The sequence below is a fragment of the Kitasatospora sp. MAP12-44 genome (assembly GCF_029892095.1).
In the GTDB taxonomy this organism is placed as follows: Bacteria; Actinomycetota; Actinomycetes; order Streptomycetales; family Streptomycetaceae; genus Kitasatospora.
In genome coordinates this window covers 3157388-3173643 of sequence record NZ_JARZAE010000004.1, presented here as the reverse complement: position 1 = coordinate 3173643, position 16256 = coordinate 3157388, and the positions used below count along the sequence as shown (strand labels likewise).

The window sequence follows — 16256 nt, the reverse complement described above, 5'->3', positions numbered from 1 at the left end:
ACGAGAACGGTGCCGGAACGGGCTGGGGGAGCGGAGGGCCTGACGCGATCCCTCGTCCGGCGCAGTGCGGTGGCGCGTCGAGTCGCGGCCGGGGGTGAGGCATCATCACATGAACCGAGGGCCGCGGTGGGGCCGCGCCGGGAGGAGAGTGCGGAGCCATGTGGGACGCGCTGCTGCACGCCTACCACTCGCGCATCGTCGTCTCGGGCCGGGAGCCGCTCTTCCTGCTCCTGGTGGGGCTGATCGCCTCCTTCCTCTTCATCCGGTTCAGCGTCCGGATGATCCGGCGCGGCACCAAGTGGTGGCCGGGCAACGTCACGCCGGGCGGCCTGCACATCCACCACGTGGTCTTCGGGCAGACGCTGATGCTGATCGCCGGTGTCGGCTCGTTCACCGTGCGGGGCAACGGCGGGGACCTGTGGAACATCCTGGGCCTGGCCTTCGGCATCGGCTGCGGGCTGGTGCTCGACGAGTTCGCGCTGGTGCTGCACCTGGAGGACGTCTACTGGAGCGACCAGGGGCGCAAGTCGGTCGACGCGGTGATCCTCGCCGTGGCGATCATCGGACTGCTGCTGCTCGGCAATCTGCCGTTCGGCGGCTTCAGCCGGCGGATCTCGCCCAGCCAGCTGATCGTGGCGGCCATCCTTCTGGCGCTGGTGACGGTCAGTCTGCTCAAGGGCAAGCTCTGGACCGGCCTGCTGGGCGTGATGATCCCGGTGCTCGCCGTGGTCGGCGCGATCCGGCTGGGCCGGCCGCAGAGCCCGTGGGCCCGCTGGCGCTACCGCAGCCGTCCCAAGCGGATGGCCCGGGCGGAGCGCCGGGATGCCCGGGTGCACCAGCGGATGCACCGGATGAAACTCTCGGTCTACAACCTGCTGGCAGGCACCCCGCTGGCCCTGCCGCCGCCGGCCGCGGAGGCCGGGGCGGCGCCCGCACCGCCGCCCGTCGCACCCGCTGCGGCGCCCCCGCTCGCGCCGGTCCCCCCGCCCCCGCCCCCGCCGCCGGGGCCCCGCCCGCCGCTGCCGCGCTGGCGGACCCGCTGTGCGACCTTCGCCGAGTGGTACATCCGGATCGCCGCCCTGCTCAACCTGTTGGCCGGCCTGATCACCCCGTTCCGCGAGCGGGTCCACCGCGCCAACAGCGGCGAGTTCTTCACGCCCGTCCTGGTGACCGCGGGCTTCACCGCCGCGCTCTTCGCCGCGCTGCTCGCGGTGATGCTGCGCCGCCGCAAGCGGGCCGCCTGGATCGTCGCCACCACCGTGGTCGCCGCCTACGCGACGGTCTTCCTGATCGCGCTGACCGTGCTGCCGGAGGACCGCGGACACCCGTTCAACTGGATCTCCGCCGTCCTCACCGCGCTGGTGCTGCTCGCCCTGGTGTTCAGCCGGCGGGCCTTCCACGCGCGCGGCGAGCGCGGCAACGCCGTCCTCGGCCTGTGGACCCTGGTGGTCGGCGGGATCATCGTGATCGGCCTGGGGACCCTGCTGGTGCACGCCGGCACGGCGCCGCAGGCCAGTTGGGGCGAGTGCCTGAAGTACACCGTGCTGCGGCTGTTCACCCTCTCCGGCCTCGGCGACGTGACGCCGACCGTGCGGGTCACCCGGCTGGCCGACCTGACGATCAACGTGCTGGGCGCGGCGCTCTTCCTGCTGGTGCTGCGGGTCTTCTTCCGCTCCCCGATCGGCCGCTTGCACATGCAGGAGGCCGATGAGCAGCGGCTGCGCGCGCTGCTGGAACGCCACGGCGGCCGCGACTCGCTCGGCTACTTCGCGCTGCGCCGCGACAAGTCGGTCTGCTGGTCGCCGTCCGGCAAGGCCGCGGTGCTCTACCGCGTGGTCAACGGGGTCGCGCTCGCCTCGGGCGATCCGATCGGCGACCCGGAGGCCTGGCCGCAGGCGATCGAGGTCTGGCGGGAGACCGCCCGGACCAACGCCTGGGTGCCGGCGGTCACCGGTGCCAGCGAGCAGGCCGGCACGGTGTACGAGCGGGCCGGGCTGAAGGCGCTGGAGTTCGGCGACGAGGCGATCGTCGAGGTGGACGGCTTCAGCCTGGAGGGCCGCTCGATGCGCACCCTGCGTCAGACGTACAACCGGGTGCGCAAGGCCGGCTACCACGCCGTACTGCGCCGCCACCGGGACATCCCGGAGGAGGAGCTGAACGCCCTGGTGCACCTCGCCGACGCCTGGCGGCACGGCCGTACCGAGCGCGGCTTCTCGATGGCGCTGGGCCGGCTCGGCGATCCGACGGACGGAGACTGCCTGATGATCGAGTGCCGGGACGACAACGACCGCACCTGCGCCCTGCTCAGCTTCGTCCCCTGGGGCTCGCACGGGCTCTCGCTGGACCTGATGCGCCGTGACCGGGAGTCGGACAACGGGCTGGTGGAGTTCATGATCACCGAGCTGCTGACCCGGGCGGCCAGGGGCGAGCAGCCCGTCACCCGGGTCTCGCTCAACTTCGCGATGTTCCGCTACGTCTTCGAGCAGGGCGGCAAACTCGGCGCCGGACCGGTGCTGCGGCTCTGGCGCGGGGTGCTGCGCTTCCTGTCGCGCTGGTGGCAGCTGGAGTCGCTGTACCGGGCCAACGCCAAGTACCAGCCCGCCTGGGAACCGCGCTTCCTGCTCTATGAGAAGTCCTCCGAGCTGCCCACCATCGCGGTCGCCAACGGCATGGCCGAGGGGTTCCTGGTCCGTCCGCGACTGCCCAGCGTGCGCTCGCTGCGCCGGTCCGGCGCTCACCCGGACGGCGGCGCTGCCGATGCGCAGCGGGTGCGGCCCGGCTTGGCTGGAGGCCCTGAGCAGCGAGCGTGAGCGCGCGGTGGCGGCGCCGAGGAGGGGAGTCCGGGTGGGCGGGCACAGGAGTCCCTGGTCGGGCGCGATAGCGCTGGGCGCGACGATGGTGGTCGGCGCCTGGCTGGTGCAGGACGGCAGCGGGCCGGGCCTGCCGCCGGCCCCCTCGGCGGCCGAGGCGCTGGCCGCCGGCCCGGCCCGCGCGGTGCTCAGCGGCACCCCGATGCCGGCCTCCGGGCCGACCAGGATCAGCATCCCGGCGATCGGCGTGGACGCCCCGGTGACCGCCCTCGGCCTGGACGCCGAGGGGCACCTCGCCACCCCGCCCGACCATGACCGCAATCTGGCCGGCTGGTACCGGGGCGGTGTGACGCCGGGGCAGAGCGGCACCGCGCTGATGGCCGGCCATGTCGACACCGCGAGCGGACCGGCCGTCTTCTACGGCCTGGGCGCGCTGCACCGCGGCGACCGGATCGATGTGTCGCGCCAGGACGGCAGCACCGCCTGGTTCGTGACCGACGCGGTCGAGGTGTACCCCAAGAGCGCCTTCCCCGACCGGCAGGTCTACGGCCGGGCCGCCGACCCGCAGCTGCGGCTGATCACCTGCGGCGGTCCGTTCACCAAGGGCGCCGGTTACCAGGGCAACCTGGTGGTCTTCGCCCACTTGGCCGGCAGTCGACGGTCCTGACCCCGCGCGACCCCGCGCGTCGCTCAGCCGAGCAGCTCGGCGAGTGCGCCGTCGGCGTCCAGGAAAGGGATGACACGCCTTCCGTGCGGCGAACGGGTGATCCGGCTCACAGTCCGACACCGGCCGCAGAGGGTCCGATGGGCTTCGTGTCGGGCGTCGATCAACAGCTGCGCCCGGTAGGCTAGGCGGGTTGTCCGATCGCCGTCCGACTGCGCGGCGGGCCCTACAAGCGGCCCTGACCTGCGACGATCCCCCTCGGAGACCGTGAGTACTGCGCCCGCATCTGCTGCCATGTCCCCCTTGTTCTCCGACGCCGCCGATCCGCATGCCCCGGTCCGTCCGGCCGCGGCGGGCGGCGGTTCGCACCACCTGTCGCCGGCCTTCCCGGGCCGTGCGCCGTGGGGTACCGCGGGCAAGCTGCGTGCCTGGCAGCAGGGGGCGCTGGACCGGTACATCGAGAAGCAGCCGCGGGACTTCCTGGCCGTCGCGACCCCGGGCGCAGGCAAGACCACGTTCGCGCTCACGCTGGCCTCGTACCTGCTGCACAACCACCTGGTCCAGCAGATCACCGTCGTCGCGCCGACCGAGCACCTGAAGAAGCAGTGGGCGGAGGCTGCGGCCCGGATAGGCATCAAGCTGGATCCGGCGTACTCCTCGGGTCCACTCTCCCGCGAGTACCACGGCATCGTGGTCACCTACGCGGGTGTCGGCGTCAACCCGATGCTGCACCGCAACCGGACCGAGGCGCGCAAGACGCTGGTCGTCATGGACGAGATCCACCACGCCGGTGACTCCAAGTCCTGGGGCGAGGCCTGCTTCGAGGCCTTCGAGCCGGCCGCCCGGCGTCTCGCGCTGACCGGTACCCCGTTCCGCTCGGACACCAACCCGATCCCGTTCGTCCAGTACGCCGAGGACACCGACGGGCTGCGCAAGTCGGTCGCCGACTACACCTACGGCTACGGCCACGCGCTCGCCGACCACGTCGTGCGTCCGGTGATCTTCCTCTCCTACAGCGGCAACATGCGCTGGCGCACCAAGTCGGGCGACGAGCTGGAGGCCCGGCTCGGCGAGCCGATGACCAAGGACCTGATCGCGCAGGCCTGGCGCACCGCGCTGGCGCCGCAGGGCGAGTGGATCCCCAACGTGCTGCGGGCCGCCGACAAGCGGCTCACCGAGGTCCGCAAGGCCATCCCGGACGCCGGCGGCCTGGTCATCGCCACCGACCAGAACGCGGCCCGGGCCTACGCCAAGATGATCCGCGAGATCACCGGCGAGGGCGCCACGATCGTGCTGTCGGACGAGACCGAGGCGTCCCAGCGGATCTCCGACTTCTCGGACGGCGACTCGCGCTGGATGGTCGCGGTCCGCATGGTGTCCGAGGGCGTCGACGTGCCGCGCCTGGCCGTCGGGGTGTACGCCACCTCGATCTCCACCCCGCTCTTCTTCGCGCAGGCCGTCGGCCGCTTCGTGCGCGCCCGCAAGCGCGGCGAGACGGCGTCCGTCTTCCTGCCCTCGGTACCCGCGCTGCTCGGCTTCGCCAACGAGATGGAGCTGCAGCGCGACCATGTGCTCGACCGGCCGAAGAAGGAGGGCGACGGTCTCTTCGACGAGGAGGACCGGCTGCTCGCCGAGGCCGAGCGGGCCGACGACGGTCCGGACGGCGCCGGCGGCGACGAGTTCTCCTACGAGGCGATCGGCTCCGACGCGGTCTTCGACCGGGTGCTCTACAACGCCATGGAATTCGGCATGCAGGCGCACCCGGGCAGCGACGAGGAGGAGGAGTACCTCGGCATCCCCGGCCTGCTCGAACCGGACCAGGTGCAGATGCTGCTGCAGAAGCGCCAGCACCGGCAGATCCAGCGCAGCAGGGCCAAGCCGGCCGAGGAGGCCGACCTGCTCGAACTCCCGGCCGACCAGCGCCCGGTGGTGACCCACCAGGAGCTGCGCGAGCTGCGCAAGGAGCTCAACGGCCTGGTCGCCTCCTGGCACCACCGGACCAACCAGCCGCACGGCACGATCCACAACGAGCTGCGCCGGGTCTGCGGCGGTCCGCTCACCGCGCAGGCGACGGTCAACCAGCTGAAGGCCCGGATCGCCAAGGTCAAGGAGTGGGCCCGCTAGTCAGGCCGCCGCTCTCAACTCGGGCCGGGCGGCAGCAGGATGTCGAGTTCGCGCTCCAGGGCGCCCGGCACGAACTCGGCGCCGAGCGGCACCAGCAGCAGCGTGCGCAGCAGCAGGGACTCCAGCGCGGCGGCCGGGGCGTACAGCCGGGCGGTGCCGGAGGGGGTGCGCAGCACGATCAGCAACTCCCCGTCGTCCGCCGGGCGGACGTGCACATCGCCGAGGCCGCTGGGCCGGCTGAGCCCCTCGAGCAGCAGATCGCGGGAGATCGCCCAGTTGATCGGGAGCTCGCCGGTGCCGTCGAAGATCAGCGAGACCACCAGCGCGTCGGTGTCGTCGTAGTGCACCCCGACGTCGAGCCGGTGGCACACCCCCGGGACGTCGGTGTCCAGGTCCATGGGAAGGCTGGTGCGCAGCTGCCCTCCCGCCCGGTCGTGATTCCCGGGAAGGTCGAAGTAGTGCACAAGGCCCCCGATGTGCTGATCGCTTTCAGACGTGCGTGACCAGGTTCTCGGCTTGATCAAACGGTTACATCCTACGAATGTGCAGGACTGATTTACGCCCATAAGGTAGGTGGAAATAGGTGATTCGGCGGTGGACAGCGCCGAACCCCAGTGCTAGGCGGTCACGTTGCGCGGTGCGAAGTCCTCGACGGCAGCCGTGGCTCTGCTGGGGGGTGCCGGGCTGTGGCAGTTGGCGTGCGGGCGCGCCGGGCTGCGGCGGGCCCGGCGGGAGGCGCGGGAGCGGCTGGTGACGCTCCGTCGGGAGACCGGCGAGCGGGCGGCGGCGGAGCGTGAGGCCGGCCGGCTGGAGGAGCGCGAGCGGATCGGCCGGGAGGTGCACGACGGCCTGGCGCAGAACCTGGCCGCCACCGCCATGCTGCTGCGCTCGGTGACCCGGGACCCGACCCGCGCCGGGGAGGCCGGCCCGGCGGAGCGCCTGGCGGTCGCGTACGACACCCTGCTGCTGGGCCTGGACCAGGCCCACGACCTGACCCGCGGGGTGGCCTTCGCCCAACTGTCCGGCGGTGGGCTGGTCGCGGCGGTCGGACAGTACGTGACCCTGGTCAACCGCGGCCTGGCCTGCCTGGCCGAGCTGGGTCCGGCCTGCGGCCCCGCGCAGCCCCCGCAGGTCCGGCTGCGTACCAGCGGCGCGCACTGGTCGCTGCCGCTGCCGACCGAGAGCGCGGTGCTGCGGGTGGTCGGCGAGGCGCTGGGCAACGCGGTGCGGCACGCGCGGGCGGGCGTGGTCACGGTGGACCTCGACTACCGGGGCGACCACCTGGCGGCCGCGGTCCGGGACGACGGCTGCGGGCTGCCCGCCGGGGCCGGGACCTGGCCGGCGGCCCGTCCGGCCGACTCGGGCGGGCTGGGGCTGGCCGGTGCCGCCCGGCTGGTCCGGTTGGCGGGCGGCAGCCTGCGGGTGGAGTCCGTCCCCGGCGCGGGCGTCGCCGTGCTGGCGGAGGTGCCGTACCCGCCGCTGAGCCCGACTGCGCCCGATTAAGACCGGTCGGTCCAAGCCGGACCTAGCCCGATGGGTGCCGATGGCATACTGAGCACCCCCGCGCCCGGACCGCTTCCGACGGTCCGCGAGCGGGTGCGGAGCTGACGGGGAGAGGCAATGACTGAGCCGGGCGGACCGACCCGGGTCATGGTGGTCGACGACCATCCGGCGATGCGGCTGGGCGTCCGGGCGATGCTGGACGGCTGCGCGGACCTGCGGGTGGTGGCCGAGGCGGCGCAGGACGGCGAGGCGCTGCGCCTGTTGCGCGAGCTGCCGGGAGCCGAGCGGCCCGCGGTGGTGCTGCTGGACCTCGACCTGGGCGGCGGGGTCTTCCAGGGCGTCGCCCTGCTGCGCGCGCTGCTCGCGGAGCCCGACCCGCCGGCCGTCCTGGTGCTCAGCGCGTACGGCTCGGAGCCGGACATCCTGGCCGTGATCGACGCCGGAGCGGCCGGCTACCTCGGCAAGGAGGCCGCCGCCGAGGAGCTGGTGGCGGCCGTCCGGACGGTCGCGCAGGGCGGGTCGGTGCTCAGCCCCTGGGCGGCCGGCCGCCTGATGCGCCGCATGCGCGGCGGTTCGCCGAGCCTCTCCAAACGGGAGATCGAGGTGCTGCAACTGCTCGCCGACGGTTTGTCGAATCGTCAGATATCGGCGCGGCTCTTCATCAGCGAGGCGACCGCCAAGAGCCATCTGACCAATATCTACGGAAAGCTGGGAGTGGAGAGTCGCGGCGCCGCGGTGGCCGTCGCTCTGCGTCAAGGACTGCTCCGGATGGGATGACTTCCGCGAGTGCGGGTATCAGGGCTTGTCCGGACTCCGGAGTCCGGAGGGTTCCGAGTCGGAAAATCACCGGGTAAATAGCGCTGATTGCCCGGAAAAGTCCGAATCAAAGATATCGATCATGCCCGAATTTTGGACAACCACTTCCGTAGCGGCGAAACACTTACTACTTTTCCCCCACGCTCTCTCGTAGGCACGACCTCCGATCCGAGTGCAGATGGGCCGGGTGTGCCGACGATGACGCGGCCGGTCCCCGCGTCCACCACCCCTGCGCGCGACACCTCCGTCCCGGTCCGGCGCTGTGCCGGTACCGGGACCGCCGCGGAAAGGAAAGCGTGTCGTGACCGCCGAGACCTCTCAGACCCTGGACCGTGGAGTACGCGTCCTCAAGCTGCTGGCCGACTCCGAACGCGGTCTGACCGTGACCGAGTTGGCCGCCCGCCTCGCCGTCAACCGCACCGTCGTCTACCGCCTGCTGGCGACCCTGGAGCAGCACGGGTTGGTCCGCCGCGACATCGGCGGCCGGGCCCGGGTGGGCCTGGGCGTGCTGCGCCTGGCGCACCGGGTGCACCCGCTGCTGCGCGAGGCCGCGCTGCCCGCACTGCGCAGCCTGGCCGAGGATCTCGGCGCGACCGCCCATCTGACCCTGGTGGACGGCACCGAGGCGCTGGCGGTGGCCGTCGTCGAGCCCAGCTGGACCGACTTCCACGTCGCCTACCGCACCGGGCTGCGCCACCCGCTGGACGAGAGCGCGGCCGGCCGGGCGATCCTGGAGGCCCGCAACTTCCCGCAGCAGCGCAGACCCGAGCAGGGTTTCGTGATCACTCGCGCGGAGGAGCAGTCCGGAGCCAGCGGCGCGGCGGCCGCGCTGCTCGGGCTGAGCGGTATCGAGGGCAGCGTCGGCGTGGTGATGCTCAACGGCCTGGTGCCCGAGCGGGTCGGCCCGCGGGTGGTCGAGGCGGCCACCGAAGTGGCGGACGCCTTGCGCTGACGGAGCCCTGCGCTGACGGAGCCCGGCTGCTGCGGGTGGCCCGGAGTGGGGAGGGCGGAGTGGGCGGCGCGGAGTGGGCGGGGCGGCCGGTGTGTTTGGATGCCCTTGTGTCTGTCGCTCCCAAGCCGCCCGCCGCCCCGCATCCGTCCGACGCGCCGCGGCGGTCCGCCGTGCTCACCCCCAGACGCCGAGCCCTCGCGCTGTGCTCCGGCGTGGTCGCCGCGCTGGTGGCGGTGGCGGTGTTCGTGCCGCTGCCGTTCACGCTGACCTTTCCCGGTGTCACGGCCGACGCGCTCTCCGACTACGACGGCCACCAAGTGGTCACCATCACCGGCGCGCCCGTCCGGCAGACCTCCGGCGCGCTGCGGGTCCTCACCATCACCGCCACAGACCCCAATGTGTCGATCAGCCTGAACCAGGCGATCAGGGGCTGGCTCAACCCCAGGGTGGCCGTGCTGCCACGGGACTCGGTCTACCCGCAGAGCAATGCGACCAAGGCGGAGCAGGTCACCACCCAGGAGATGACCCAGGCGCAGGACAGCGCGACCACGGTGGCGCTGAACTATCTGCACCTCTCACCCGACCAGGTGAAGGTCAAGGTCGACCTGGGTTCGATCGGCGGCCCCAGCGGCGGGCAGATGATCAGCCTGGCGATCATCGACAAGCTGGCCGGCGACGGCAAGGGCGGCGACCTCACCCACGGCCTCAACGTCGCGGGCACCGGGACCATCGACGACAGCGGCAACATCGGCGCGGTGGGCGGAGTTTCGCTGAAGACCCTGGCCGCGGCGCGGGACGGCGCGACCGTCTTCCTGGTGCCGCGCGGCGAGTGCTCGGACGCCCGGGTCAACACCCCCAGGGGCCTGCGGCTGATCCCGGTCACCACCCTGAGCGACTCGCTCAACGCGCTGGCCGCGCTGGGCAACGGCGCGCCCGTCCCGAGCTGCTAGGGCCACTCCGACTCTAGCGCTGCGCGGAACCCTCGGCGGCGGCCTGCTCGACCAGGGGCAGCACGCGGTAGGGCACCGGGTTCTCCAGGGCGATCGCGGTGGCCGCCCGGACGATCCCGTCGAAGCCGATCACCCGGTCGATCACCCGCTGCAGGTCGGCGTTGGAGCGGGCCACGATCCGGCAGAGCATGTCGCCCTGCCCGGTGATGGTGTGCAGCTCCAGCACCTCGGGGACGGACGCCAGGTGGGTCCGGACGTCGCTGCCCTGGCCCTGGGAGATCTCCAGTGTGGCGAAGGCGGTGACCGGGTACCCCAGGGCCGTCGGGTCCACCTCGGGGCCGAAGCCGCCGATCACCCCCCGGGCCTGCAGCCGGTCGAGACGGGCCTGCACGGTGCCCCTGGCCACCTGGAGGCGGCGCGAGCACTCCAGGACGCCGATCCGGGGCTCCTCGGTCAGCAGCGCGATCAGTCGGCCGTCCAGGGCGTCGATGGGCGAGCGCAGCGGGGAGCGCGTCGCCGGGTGTGTGGCGGAGTGCATGGCGGAGTCTTCTTCCACTGGACAAGCTGTACAGCCGACGTCGGTATTGTCCGGCCGGACGACACACCTTGACCAGGGCAATCCGGAACAGTTGCGCAGGGCTGTGATCGGCGCCACGCTCCCCCCACAACCCCGTGGGGAGGGCCCCACACCGAACCGCGGGGATTGCTCAGCCCCACAACCCTCGGGGCACGAGGTCCTACGCCCTACAGGGAGGCCGTCATGACCGACACCGCCGCACAGTCCGCTCCCGCGCACGCGGGTCACGCCGATCCCTTCCCCGTGCGCGGGATGGACGCCGTCGAGTTCGCGGTCGGCAACGCCAAGCAGGCCGCGCACTACTACTCCTCCGCCTTCGGCATGCGCTGCGTGGCCTACGCGGGCCCGGAGACCGGCTCGCGCGAGACCGCCTCGTACGTCATGGAGTCCGGCGGCGCGCGCTTCGTGCTGACCTCGGTCGTCAAGGCGACCACCGAGCGCGGGCGCTTCCTCGACCAGCACGTCGCCGAGCACGGCGACGGCGTGGTCGACCTGGCCATCGAGGTCCCGGACGTGTACGCCGCGCACTCCTACGCGGTGAGCCACGGCGCGACCTCGCTCGCCGAGCCGTACGAGGTCAAGGACGAGCACGGCACCGTGGTGCTGGCCGCCATCGCGACCTACGGCCAGACCCGGCACACCCTGGTGGACCGCTCCGGCTACGCCGGCCCGTACCTGCCCGGCTACGTCGCCCGCGAGCCGATCGTCGAGCCGGTCAAGAAGCGCAACTTCCAGGCGATCGACCACTGCGTCGGCAACGTCGAGCTCGGCAAGATGAACGAGTGGGTGGCCTTCTACAACCAGGTGATGGGCTTCACCAACATGAAGGAGTTCGTGGGCGACGACATCGCCACCGAGTACTCCGCGCTGATGTCCAAGGTGGTCGCGGACGGGACCCGCAAGGTCAAGTTCCCGCTCAACGAGCCGGCCATCGCCAAGAAGAAGTCCCAGATCGACGAGTACCTGGAGTTCTACGGCGGCCCCGGCGTCCAGCACATCGCGCTGGCCACCAACGACATCGTCCACACCGTGCGCCAGATGCGGGCGGCGGGCGTGGAGTTCCTGGACACCCCCGACAGCTACTACGACACGCTGGGCGAGTGGGTCGGCGACACCCGGGTGCCGATCGAGCAGCTGCGCGAGCTGAAGATCCTGGCCGACCGCGACGAGGACGGCTACCTGCTGCAGATCTTCACCAAGCCGGTGCAGGACCGCCCGACGGTCTTCTTCGAGATGATCGAGCGGCACGGCTCGATGGGCTTCGGAAAGGGCAACTTCAAGGCGCTCTTCGAGGCGATCGAGCGCGAGCAGGAGCGCCGCGGCAACCTCTGATCACCGCGCGGATAGCGCAGCCGAGCCCCGGGTCCCGTCCGACCCGGGGCTCGGCGTGCGTGGCCGTCTTCAACGCACGCTTCAACGCACGACGGTCTGGACGTCCGGCGGGTGGCCGTTCCAGGTCACGAAGACGGAGTTGGTGGAGCTGCCGAGGGTGAAGTCGATCCGCAGCCACTGGTCGCCGTGCCAGACCTGCATCTGCCAGCCGGTGTCCGGAGTGGCGGAGACCAGGTCGGCCGAGTCCGGGTGCATGTCCAGGGCGACCCGGCCGCCGGGCACCAGGTAGCTCTGTACCGTGCCGGGGGTGGCGGCGGCGCTGTCGGTCGAGGTCGCGGCCGGCGTCGGCGGCCGGTGCGAGGGTGCGGCGGAGGCGGTCGCCGACGGGTGCTGGGTGGCCGAGACGTCCGTAGCGCCGCTCTGCGCCGAGGGGGACGGCGAGGCGCTCGCGGCCACCGGTGCGGGCAGCGCGGGCGGAGCCGAGGCGGGGACCGGCAGTGGCAGCGGCGGCGCGAACGCGGAGTCGGACAGCACGCTGCTGACACCGAGCCAGGAGAGCAGCACCGCCACCCCGGTGGCCGCCGCCCAGGCGCCCGTCTGAACCAGTCCGCTTCGCATCGTCCGCCCATCCTGCCCCATCCGGGGGATCTGGGGAGAGCCGGCCGCCGATGGCGTACCGTCCTGGGCCATGGCAACAGTGCTCGTGGTCGAGGACGACCCCTTCGTACGCTCCGCCCTGATCCGGCACCTGTCCGAGTCCGGGCACGCGGTCCGCAGCGTCGGCACCGCGCTGGAGGCGCTGCGCGAGGTCGCGCAGGTCGGCTGCGACCTGGTCATCCTCGACCTCGGCCTGCCCGACCTGGACGGCAGCGAGGTGCTCAAGATGATCCGCGGCCTGACCAACGTCCCGGTGATCATCTCCACCGCCCGGGACGACGAGGCCGAGATCGTCCGGCTGCTCAACGACGGCGCCGACGACTACCTGGTCAAGCCCTTCTCCGGCGAGCACCTGACGGCCCGGATGACCGCCGTGCTGCGCCGGTTGGGCGGCGGCATGGCGCCGGTCGTCAAGATCCTGCGGGTCGGCGGCCTGGCGATCGACGCGCAGCGGCGCGAGGCGGTGCTGGACGGGCAGCCGCTGGACCTGACCCGGCGCGAGTTCGACCTGCTGGCCTTCCTGGCCGCCCGGCCCGGCGTGGTGGTGCCGCGCAAGGAGATCCTGGCCGAGGTCTGGCGGCAGACCTACGGCGGCGACCAGACCATCGACGTGCACCTGTCCTGGCTGCGCCGCAAGCTCGGCGAGACCGCCTCCAACCCGCGCTACCTGCACACCGTGCGCGGAGTCGGCGTCCGACTGGAGGCCCCGGCCGATCCGGACCGACAGACGTGAGTCGGGTCGGGGGCGGCCGCGCCGCCGCCGGCCAGTCGCTGCGGTGGGCGCTGGTCAAGGCGGCGGTGGCCGGCACCACGATGGTCGCGCTGGCCTTCCTGATCCCGCTCGGCCTGATGGTGCAGAAGACCGCGCGCGACCGCGCCTTCACCGCCGCCGACCGGCAGGCCGCCGCACTCGGCCCCGCGCTGGCCATCACCACCGACCAGGACGCGCTGGCCCGCGCGATGGCCAGTACGGACGCCGGCGCGCAGGGCCTGATCGCCGTCCACCTGCCGCCGCCGGTCGGCAGCACGGCAGCCCGGGGAGTGACCATCGGCGCGCCCCGGGCGGCCGACCCCGACGTCTCCACCGCGAGCGGCGAGGGCCGCTCGATGACCGTGCACGTCCCCGGCGGCTTCGCGCTGCTCCAGCCGGTGGCCGTGGGCACCTCGCGGGTCGCCGTCGTCGAGGTGTACGTCGCCGACGGCGACCTCACCCGGGGCGTGCGCACCGCCTGGCTGGTGCTGTCGCTGGTCGCCCTGTCGCTGGTGGCCATCGCGGTGCTGGTGGCCGATCGGATGGGCTCGCGGATCGTCGGCTCGGCCCGCCGACTGGCGGGCGCCGCGCGCTCGTTGGGCGCCGGGGACCTGGCCGTCCGGGTGCCCGTGGAGGGCCCGCAGGTCGACGGCAGTCCGGCCGAACTGCGGGAGGCCGCCGCCGCGTTCAACGCGATGGCCGACCGGGTCGTGCATCTGCTGGCCGCCGAACGGGAGTTGGCCGCCGACCTGTCGCACCGGCTGCGCACCCCGCTCACCGTGCTGCGGCTCAACGCCGCCTTGCTGGGCGACGGGGACGCGGCCGACGCGACCCGGCACGCGGTCAGCCAACTGGAGCGCGAGGTGGACCAGATCATCCGCTCCTCGCGCCGGCCGGCCGAGGACGCGCCGGCCGTCACGGTGGGCTGCGACGCCGCCGAGGTGCTGCGCGAGCGGGTCGGCTTCTGGTCGGCGCTCGCCGAGGACGAGGGCCGCCGCTGGCAACTGGCCGGCGCCGACGCCCCGGCGCCCGTCCCGGTGCAGCGCGGCGACCTGGCGGCCGCCGTAGACGCGCTGCTGGGCAACGTCTTCCGGCACACCGCGATGGGCACCGCGTTCTCGGTGGACGTGCTGGCCACCGGGAGCTCGGTGATCGTGCTGGTCGGCGACGCGGGTGCGGGGTTCGGCGACCCGACGGCCGCTCTGCGGCGCGGCGAGGGCGACGGCGGGGACGGCTCCACCGGGCTCGGCCTGGACATCGTGCGCAAGCTCGCCGAGGCCACCGGCGGCGACCTGGCGCTCGGGCGCTCGGCCGGCCTCGGCGGCGCGGAGATCCGGCTGCGGCTGGAGACCGGCGACGCACCGGCGCAGCGCACCGCCCGCCGGCGGCGCCGGGGGCGGCGGGTTCCTTAACGGGTCCCTAAGAGACCTCTACCCGTCTCTGAGCGGCGGTTTTCGGCCTCGCGGGGGCGCTAGCGTCGGCGGCGCCGGGGTGGGACACGCCTCCGGCTCACTCCCTTCCCCGCTCTCCCTCGCACTGCGCCCGCCCGCGGAGGTACCACCAGCATGACGAACCAGCCCACCCGCCGTATCCGCCACCGCCGCCGCAGCCGCAAGGGCGTCGTCCTCAGCGCGAGCGCGGTCGCCGCGGCCGTCCTCGCGGGCGGCGCGGTGGTCCTGGCCTCCTCGGCCAGCGCCGCCTCGGTCGGCGCCGTCTACACCAGGACCAGCAGCTGGGACAGCGGCTACACCGGCCAGTACCTGGTCAGCAACACCACTGGCAGCGCGATCGACGACTGGACGCTGGCCTTCGACCTGCCGGCCGGCGCGAAGATCGACTCGCTCTGGAACGCGGGCTTCACGCTCTCCGGGCAGCACGTCACGGTGAAGCCGCAGGCCTGGAGCAAGCACCTCGACCCGGGGCAGAGCGTGGACGTGGGCTTCGTGGTGGAGGGCTCGGGTGCGGCGCAGGACGAGCCGGGCAACTGCCTGATCAACGACGTCTCGTGCAAGGCGGGGGACGGGCCCACGCCGGTGCCGTCGGGGCGGCCTACCTCCACCTCCACCCCGACGCCTACGCCGACCCCGACCCCGACCCCTACGCCGACCCCGACCCCTACGCCGACCCCGACCCCGACGCCCACCCCGACGCCGGTGCCCGTGCCGGTGGCGGGCGGCGCCGGCTTCGCCCCGTACGTCGACACCTCGCTCTACCCGCCCTACGACCTGGTCGCGACGGCCAAGGCGACCGGGGTGAAGAACTTCAACCTCGCCTTCATTGTGTCGGGCGGCGGCTGCACCCCGAAGTGGGGCGGCGTCAGCGACCTCACCGCCGACCCCGTCGCCGCGCAGATCGGCGCGCTGCGGGCGATCGGCGGCGACGTCCGGGTCTCCTTCGGCGGCGCCAACGGCAGCGAGCTGGCCCAGGCCTGCGGCTCGGCGGCCGACCTGGCCGGCGCGTACCAGCAGGCCATCGACGCGTACGGCCTGACCCGGATCGACTTCGACGTCGAGGGCGGCGCGCTGGCCGACACCGCCGCCAACACCCGCCGGGACCAGGCCATCGCCCAGCTCCAGCAGACCGCCGCGAGCAAGGGCAGGAGCCTGGACGTCTCCTTCACCCTCCCCGCGCTGCCCACCGGCCTGACCCAGGACGGCATCAACCTGCTCACCGACGCGCAGAGCCACGGCGTGCGGATCGGCGCGGTCGACATCATGGCGATGGACTTCGGCGACGGCGTCGCGCCCAACCCCGGCGGCCAGATGGGCACGTACGCCATCGACGCGGCCACCGCCACCCAGGCCCAGGTCAAGAGCGTGCTCGGCCTGAGCGACGCGGCCGCCTGGGCGAAGGTCGCGGTGACCCCGATGATCGGCGTCAACGACGTCGCCTCCGAGGTCTTCACGGTGGCCGACGCCGACCAGCTCGCCGCCTTCGCCAAGACCAAGCACCTGGCCTGGCTGGCGATGTGGTCCGGCACCCGCGACAAGCCCTGCGACGGCGGCGCCAAGTCGTACGCGGACGCCAGCTGCAGCAGCATCGCGCAGCAGCCGCTCGACTTCACCCGGGCACTCGGTGCGTACACCGGCTGAATAAAATGATCAAGGGCTGAGTTCAAGG

General features: G+C 72.8%; 14 protein-coding genes. 11 read left to right on the top strand and 3 right to left on the bottom strand.

The features are described from left to right. Nucleotides 1-158: 158 nt before the first annotated feature. From P3T34_RS14815 to P3T34_RS14805, 3 genes are all read left to right on the top strand, one after another. A complete protein-coding gene (locus P3T34_RS14815) occupies nt 159-2810 on the top strand; it encodes a phosphatidylglycerol lysyltransferase domain-containing protein (RefSeq protein ID WP_280666509.1) in 2652 nt (883 codons plus the stop codon). A gap of 85 nt (nt 2811-2895) precedes the next feature. Then, complete coding sequence (locus tag P3T34_RS14810) at nt 2896-3477, top strand: class F sortase (RefSeq protein ID WP_280672100.1); 582 nt, start codon at nt 2896-2898, stop codon at nt 3475-3477. 291 nt (nt 3478-3768) lie between these two features. After that, the gene (locus tag P3T34_RS14805; protein ID WP_280666508.1) at nt 3769-5598 is read left to right on the top strand and encodes a DEAD/DEAH box helicase; all 1830 of its coding nucleotides are present in this window, start codon (nt 3769-3771) and stop codon (nt 5596-5598) included. A 14-nt stretch (nt 5599-5612) separates the two neighbouring features. On the opposite strand, the gene P3T34_RS14800 is transcribed toward P3T34_RS14805, so the two are convergent. Next, entirely contained in the window at nt 5613-5996 is a 384-nt protein-coding gene (locus P3T34_RS14800) for an SsgA family sporulation/cell division regulator (protein WP_280666507.1), read from the bottom strand. Nucleotides 5997-6258: 262 nt separating this feature from the next. Between P3T34_RS14800 and P3T34_RS14795 the strand changes: the two genes are divergently transcribed. The 4 genes from P3T34_RS14795 (at nt 6259) to P3T34_RS14780 (ending at nt 9819) form a co-directional block, all read left to right on the top strand. Next, nucleotides 6259-7101 (top strand): ATP-binding protein, encoded by an 843-nt coding sequence (locus P3T34_RS14795; RefSeq protein ID WP_280666506.1) that lies wholly within the window; start codon nt 6259-6261, stop codon nt 7099-7101. Nucleotides 7102-7218: 117 nt separating this feature from the next. After that, a complete protein-coding gene (locus P3T34_RS14790; RefSeq protein WP_280666505.1) occupies nt 7219-7878 on the top strand; it encodes a response regulator transcription factor in 660 nt (219 codons plus the stop codon). Nucleotides 7879-8218: 340 nt separating this feature from the next. Then, entirely contained in the window at nt 8219-8869 is a 651-nt protein-coding gene (locus P3T34_RS14785) for a helix-turn-helix domain-containing protein (protein ID WP_035793479.1), read from the top strand. A 107-nt stretch (nt 8870-8976) separates the two neighbouring features. Beyond that, the gene (locus P3T34_RS14780; protein WP_348534660.1) at nt 8977-9819 is read left to right on the top strand and encodes a S16 family serine protease; all 843 of its coding nucleotides are present in this window, start codon (nt 8977-8979) and stop codon (nt 9817-9819) included. 13 nt (nt 9820-9832) lie between these two features. Here P3T34_RS14780 and P3T34_RS14775 read toward each other — a convergent pair whose 3' ends face one another. After that, the gene (locus P3T34_RS14775) at nt 9833-10357 is read right to left on the bottom strand and encodes an Lrp/AsnC family transcriptional regulator (protein ID WP_280666504.1); all 525 of its coding nucleotides are present in this window, start codon (nt 10355-10357) and stop codon (nt 9833-9835) included. A 222-nt stretch (nt 10358-10579) separates the two neighbouring features. Between P3T34_RS14775 and hppD the strand changes: the two genes are divergently transcribed. Then, nucleotides 10580-11728, top strand: a complete 1149-nt coding sequence (gene hppD, locus P3T34_RS14770) for a 4-hydroxyphenylpyruvate dioxygenase (protein ID WP_280666503.1) — start codon at nt 10580-10582, stop codon at nt 11726-11728. 81 nt (nt 11729-11809) lie between these two features. Here the strand turns inward: hppD and P3T34_RS14765 are convergent, their stop codons facing one another. Next, nucleotides 11810-12346 carry a hypothetical protein gene (locus tag P3T34_RS14765; protein ID WP_280666502.1) on the bottom strand — a complete coding sequence of 179 codons (537 nt, stop codon included), beginning with the start codon at nt 12344-12346 and terminating at the stop codon, nt 11810-11812. Between the two features lie 70 nt (nt 12347-12416). Here P3T34_RS14765 and P3T34_RS14760 point away from each other — a divergent pair, with 70 nt between their 5' ends. The 3 genes from P3T34_RS14760 (at nt 12417) to P3T34_RS14750 (ending at nt 16228) form a co-directional block, all read left to right on the top strand. Then, nucleotides 12417-13118, top strand: a complete 702-nt coding sequence (locus tag P3T34_RS14760; RefSeq protein WP_280666501.1) for a response regulator transcription factor — start codon at nt 12417-12419, stop codon at nt 13116-13118. 38 nt (nt 13119-13156) lie between these two features. Then, complete coding sequence (locus P3T34_RS14755; protein WP_280672096.1) at nt 13157-14548, top strand: HAMP domain-containing sensor histidine kinase; 1392 nt, start codon at nt 13157-13159, stop codon at nt 14546-14548. Nucleotides 14549-14701: 153 nt separating this feature from the next. After that, nucleotides 14702-16228, top strand: a complete 1527-nt coding sequence (locus P3T34_RS14750) for a cellulose binding domain-containing protein (RefSeq protein WP_280666500.1) — start codon at nt 14702-14704, stop codon at nt 16226-16228. The last annotated feature ends 28 nt before the right edge of the window (nt 16229-16256 follow it).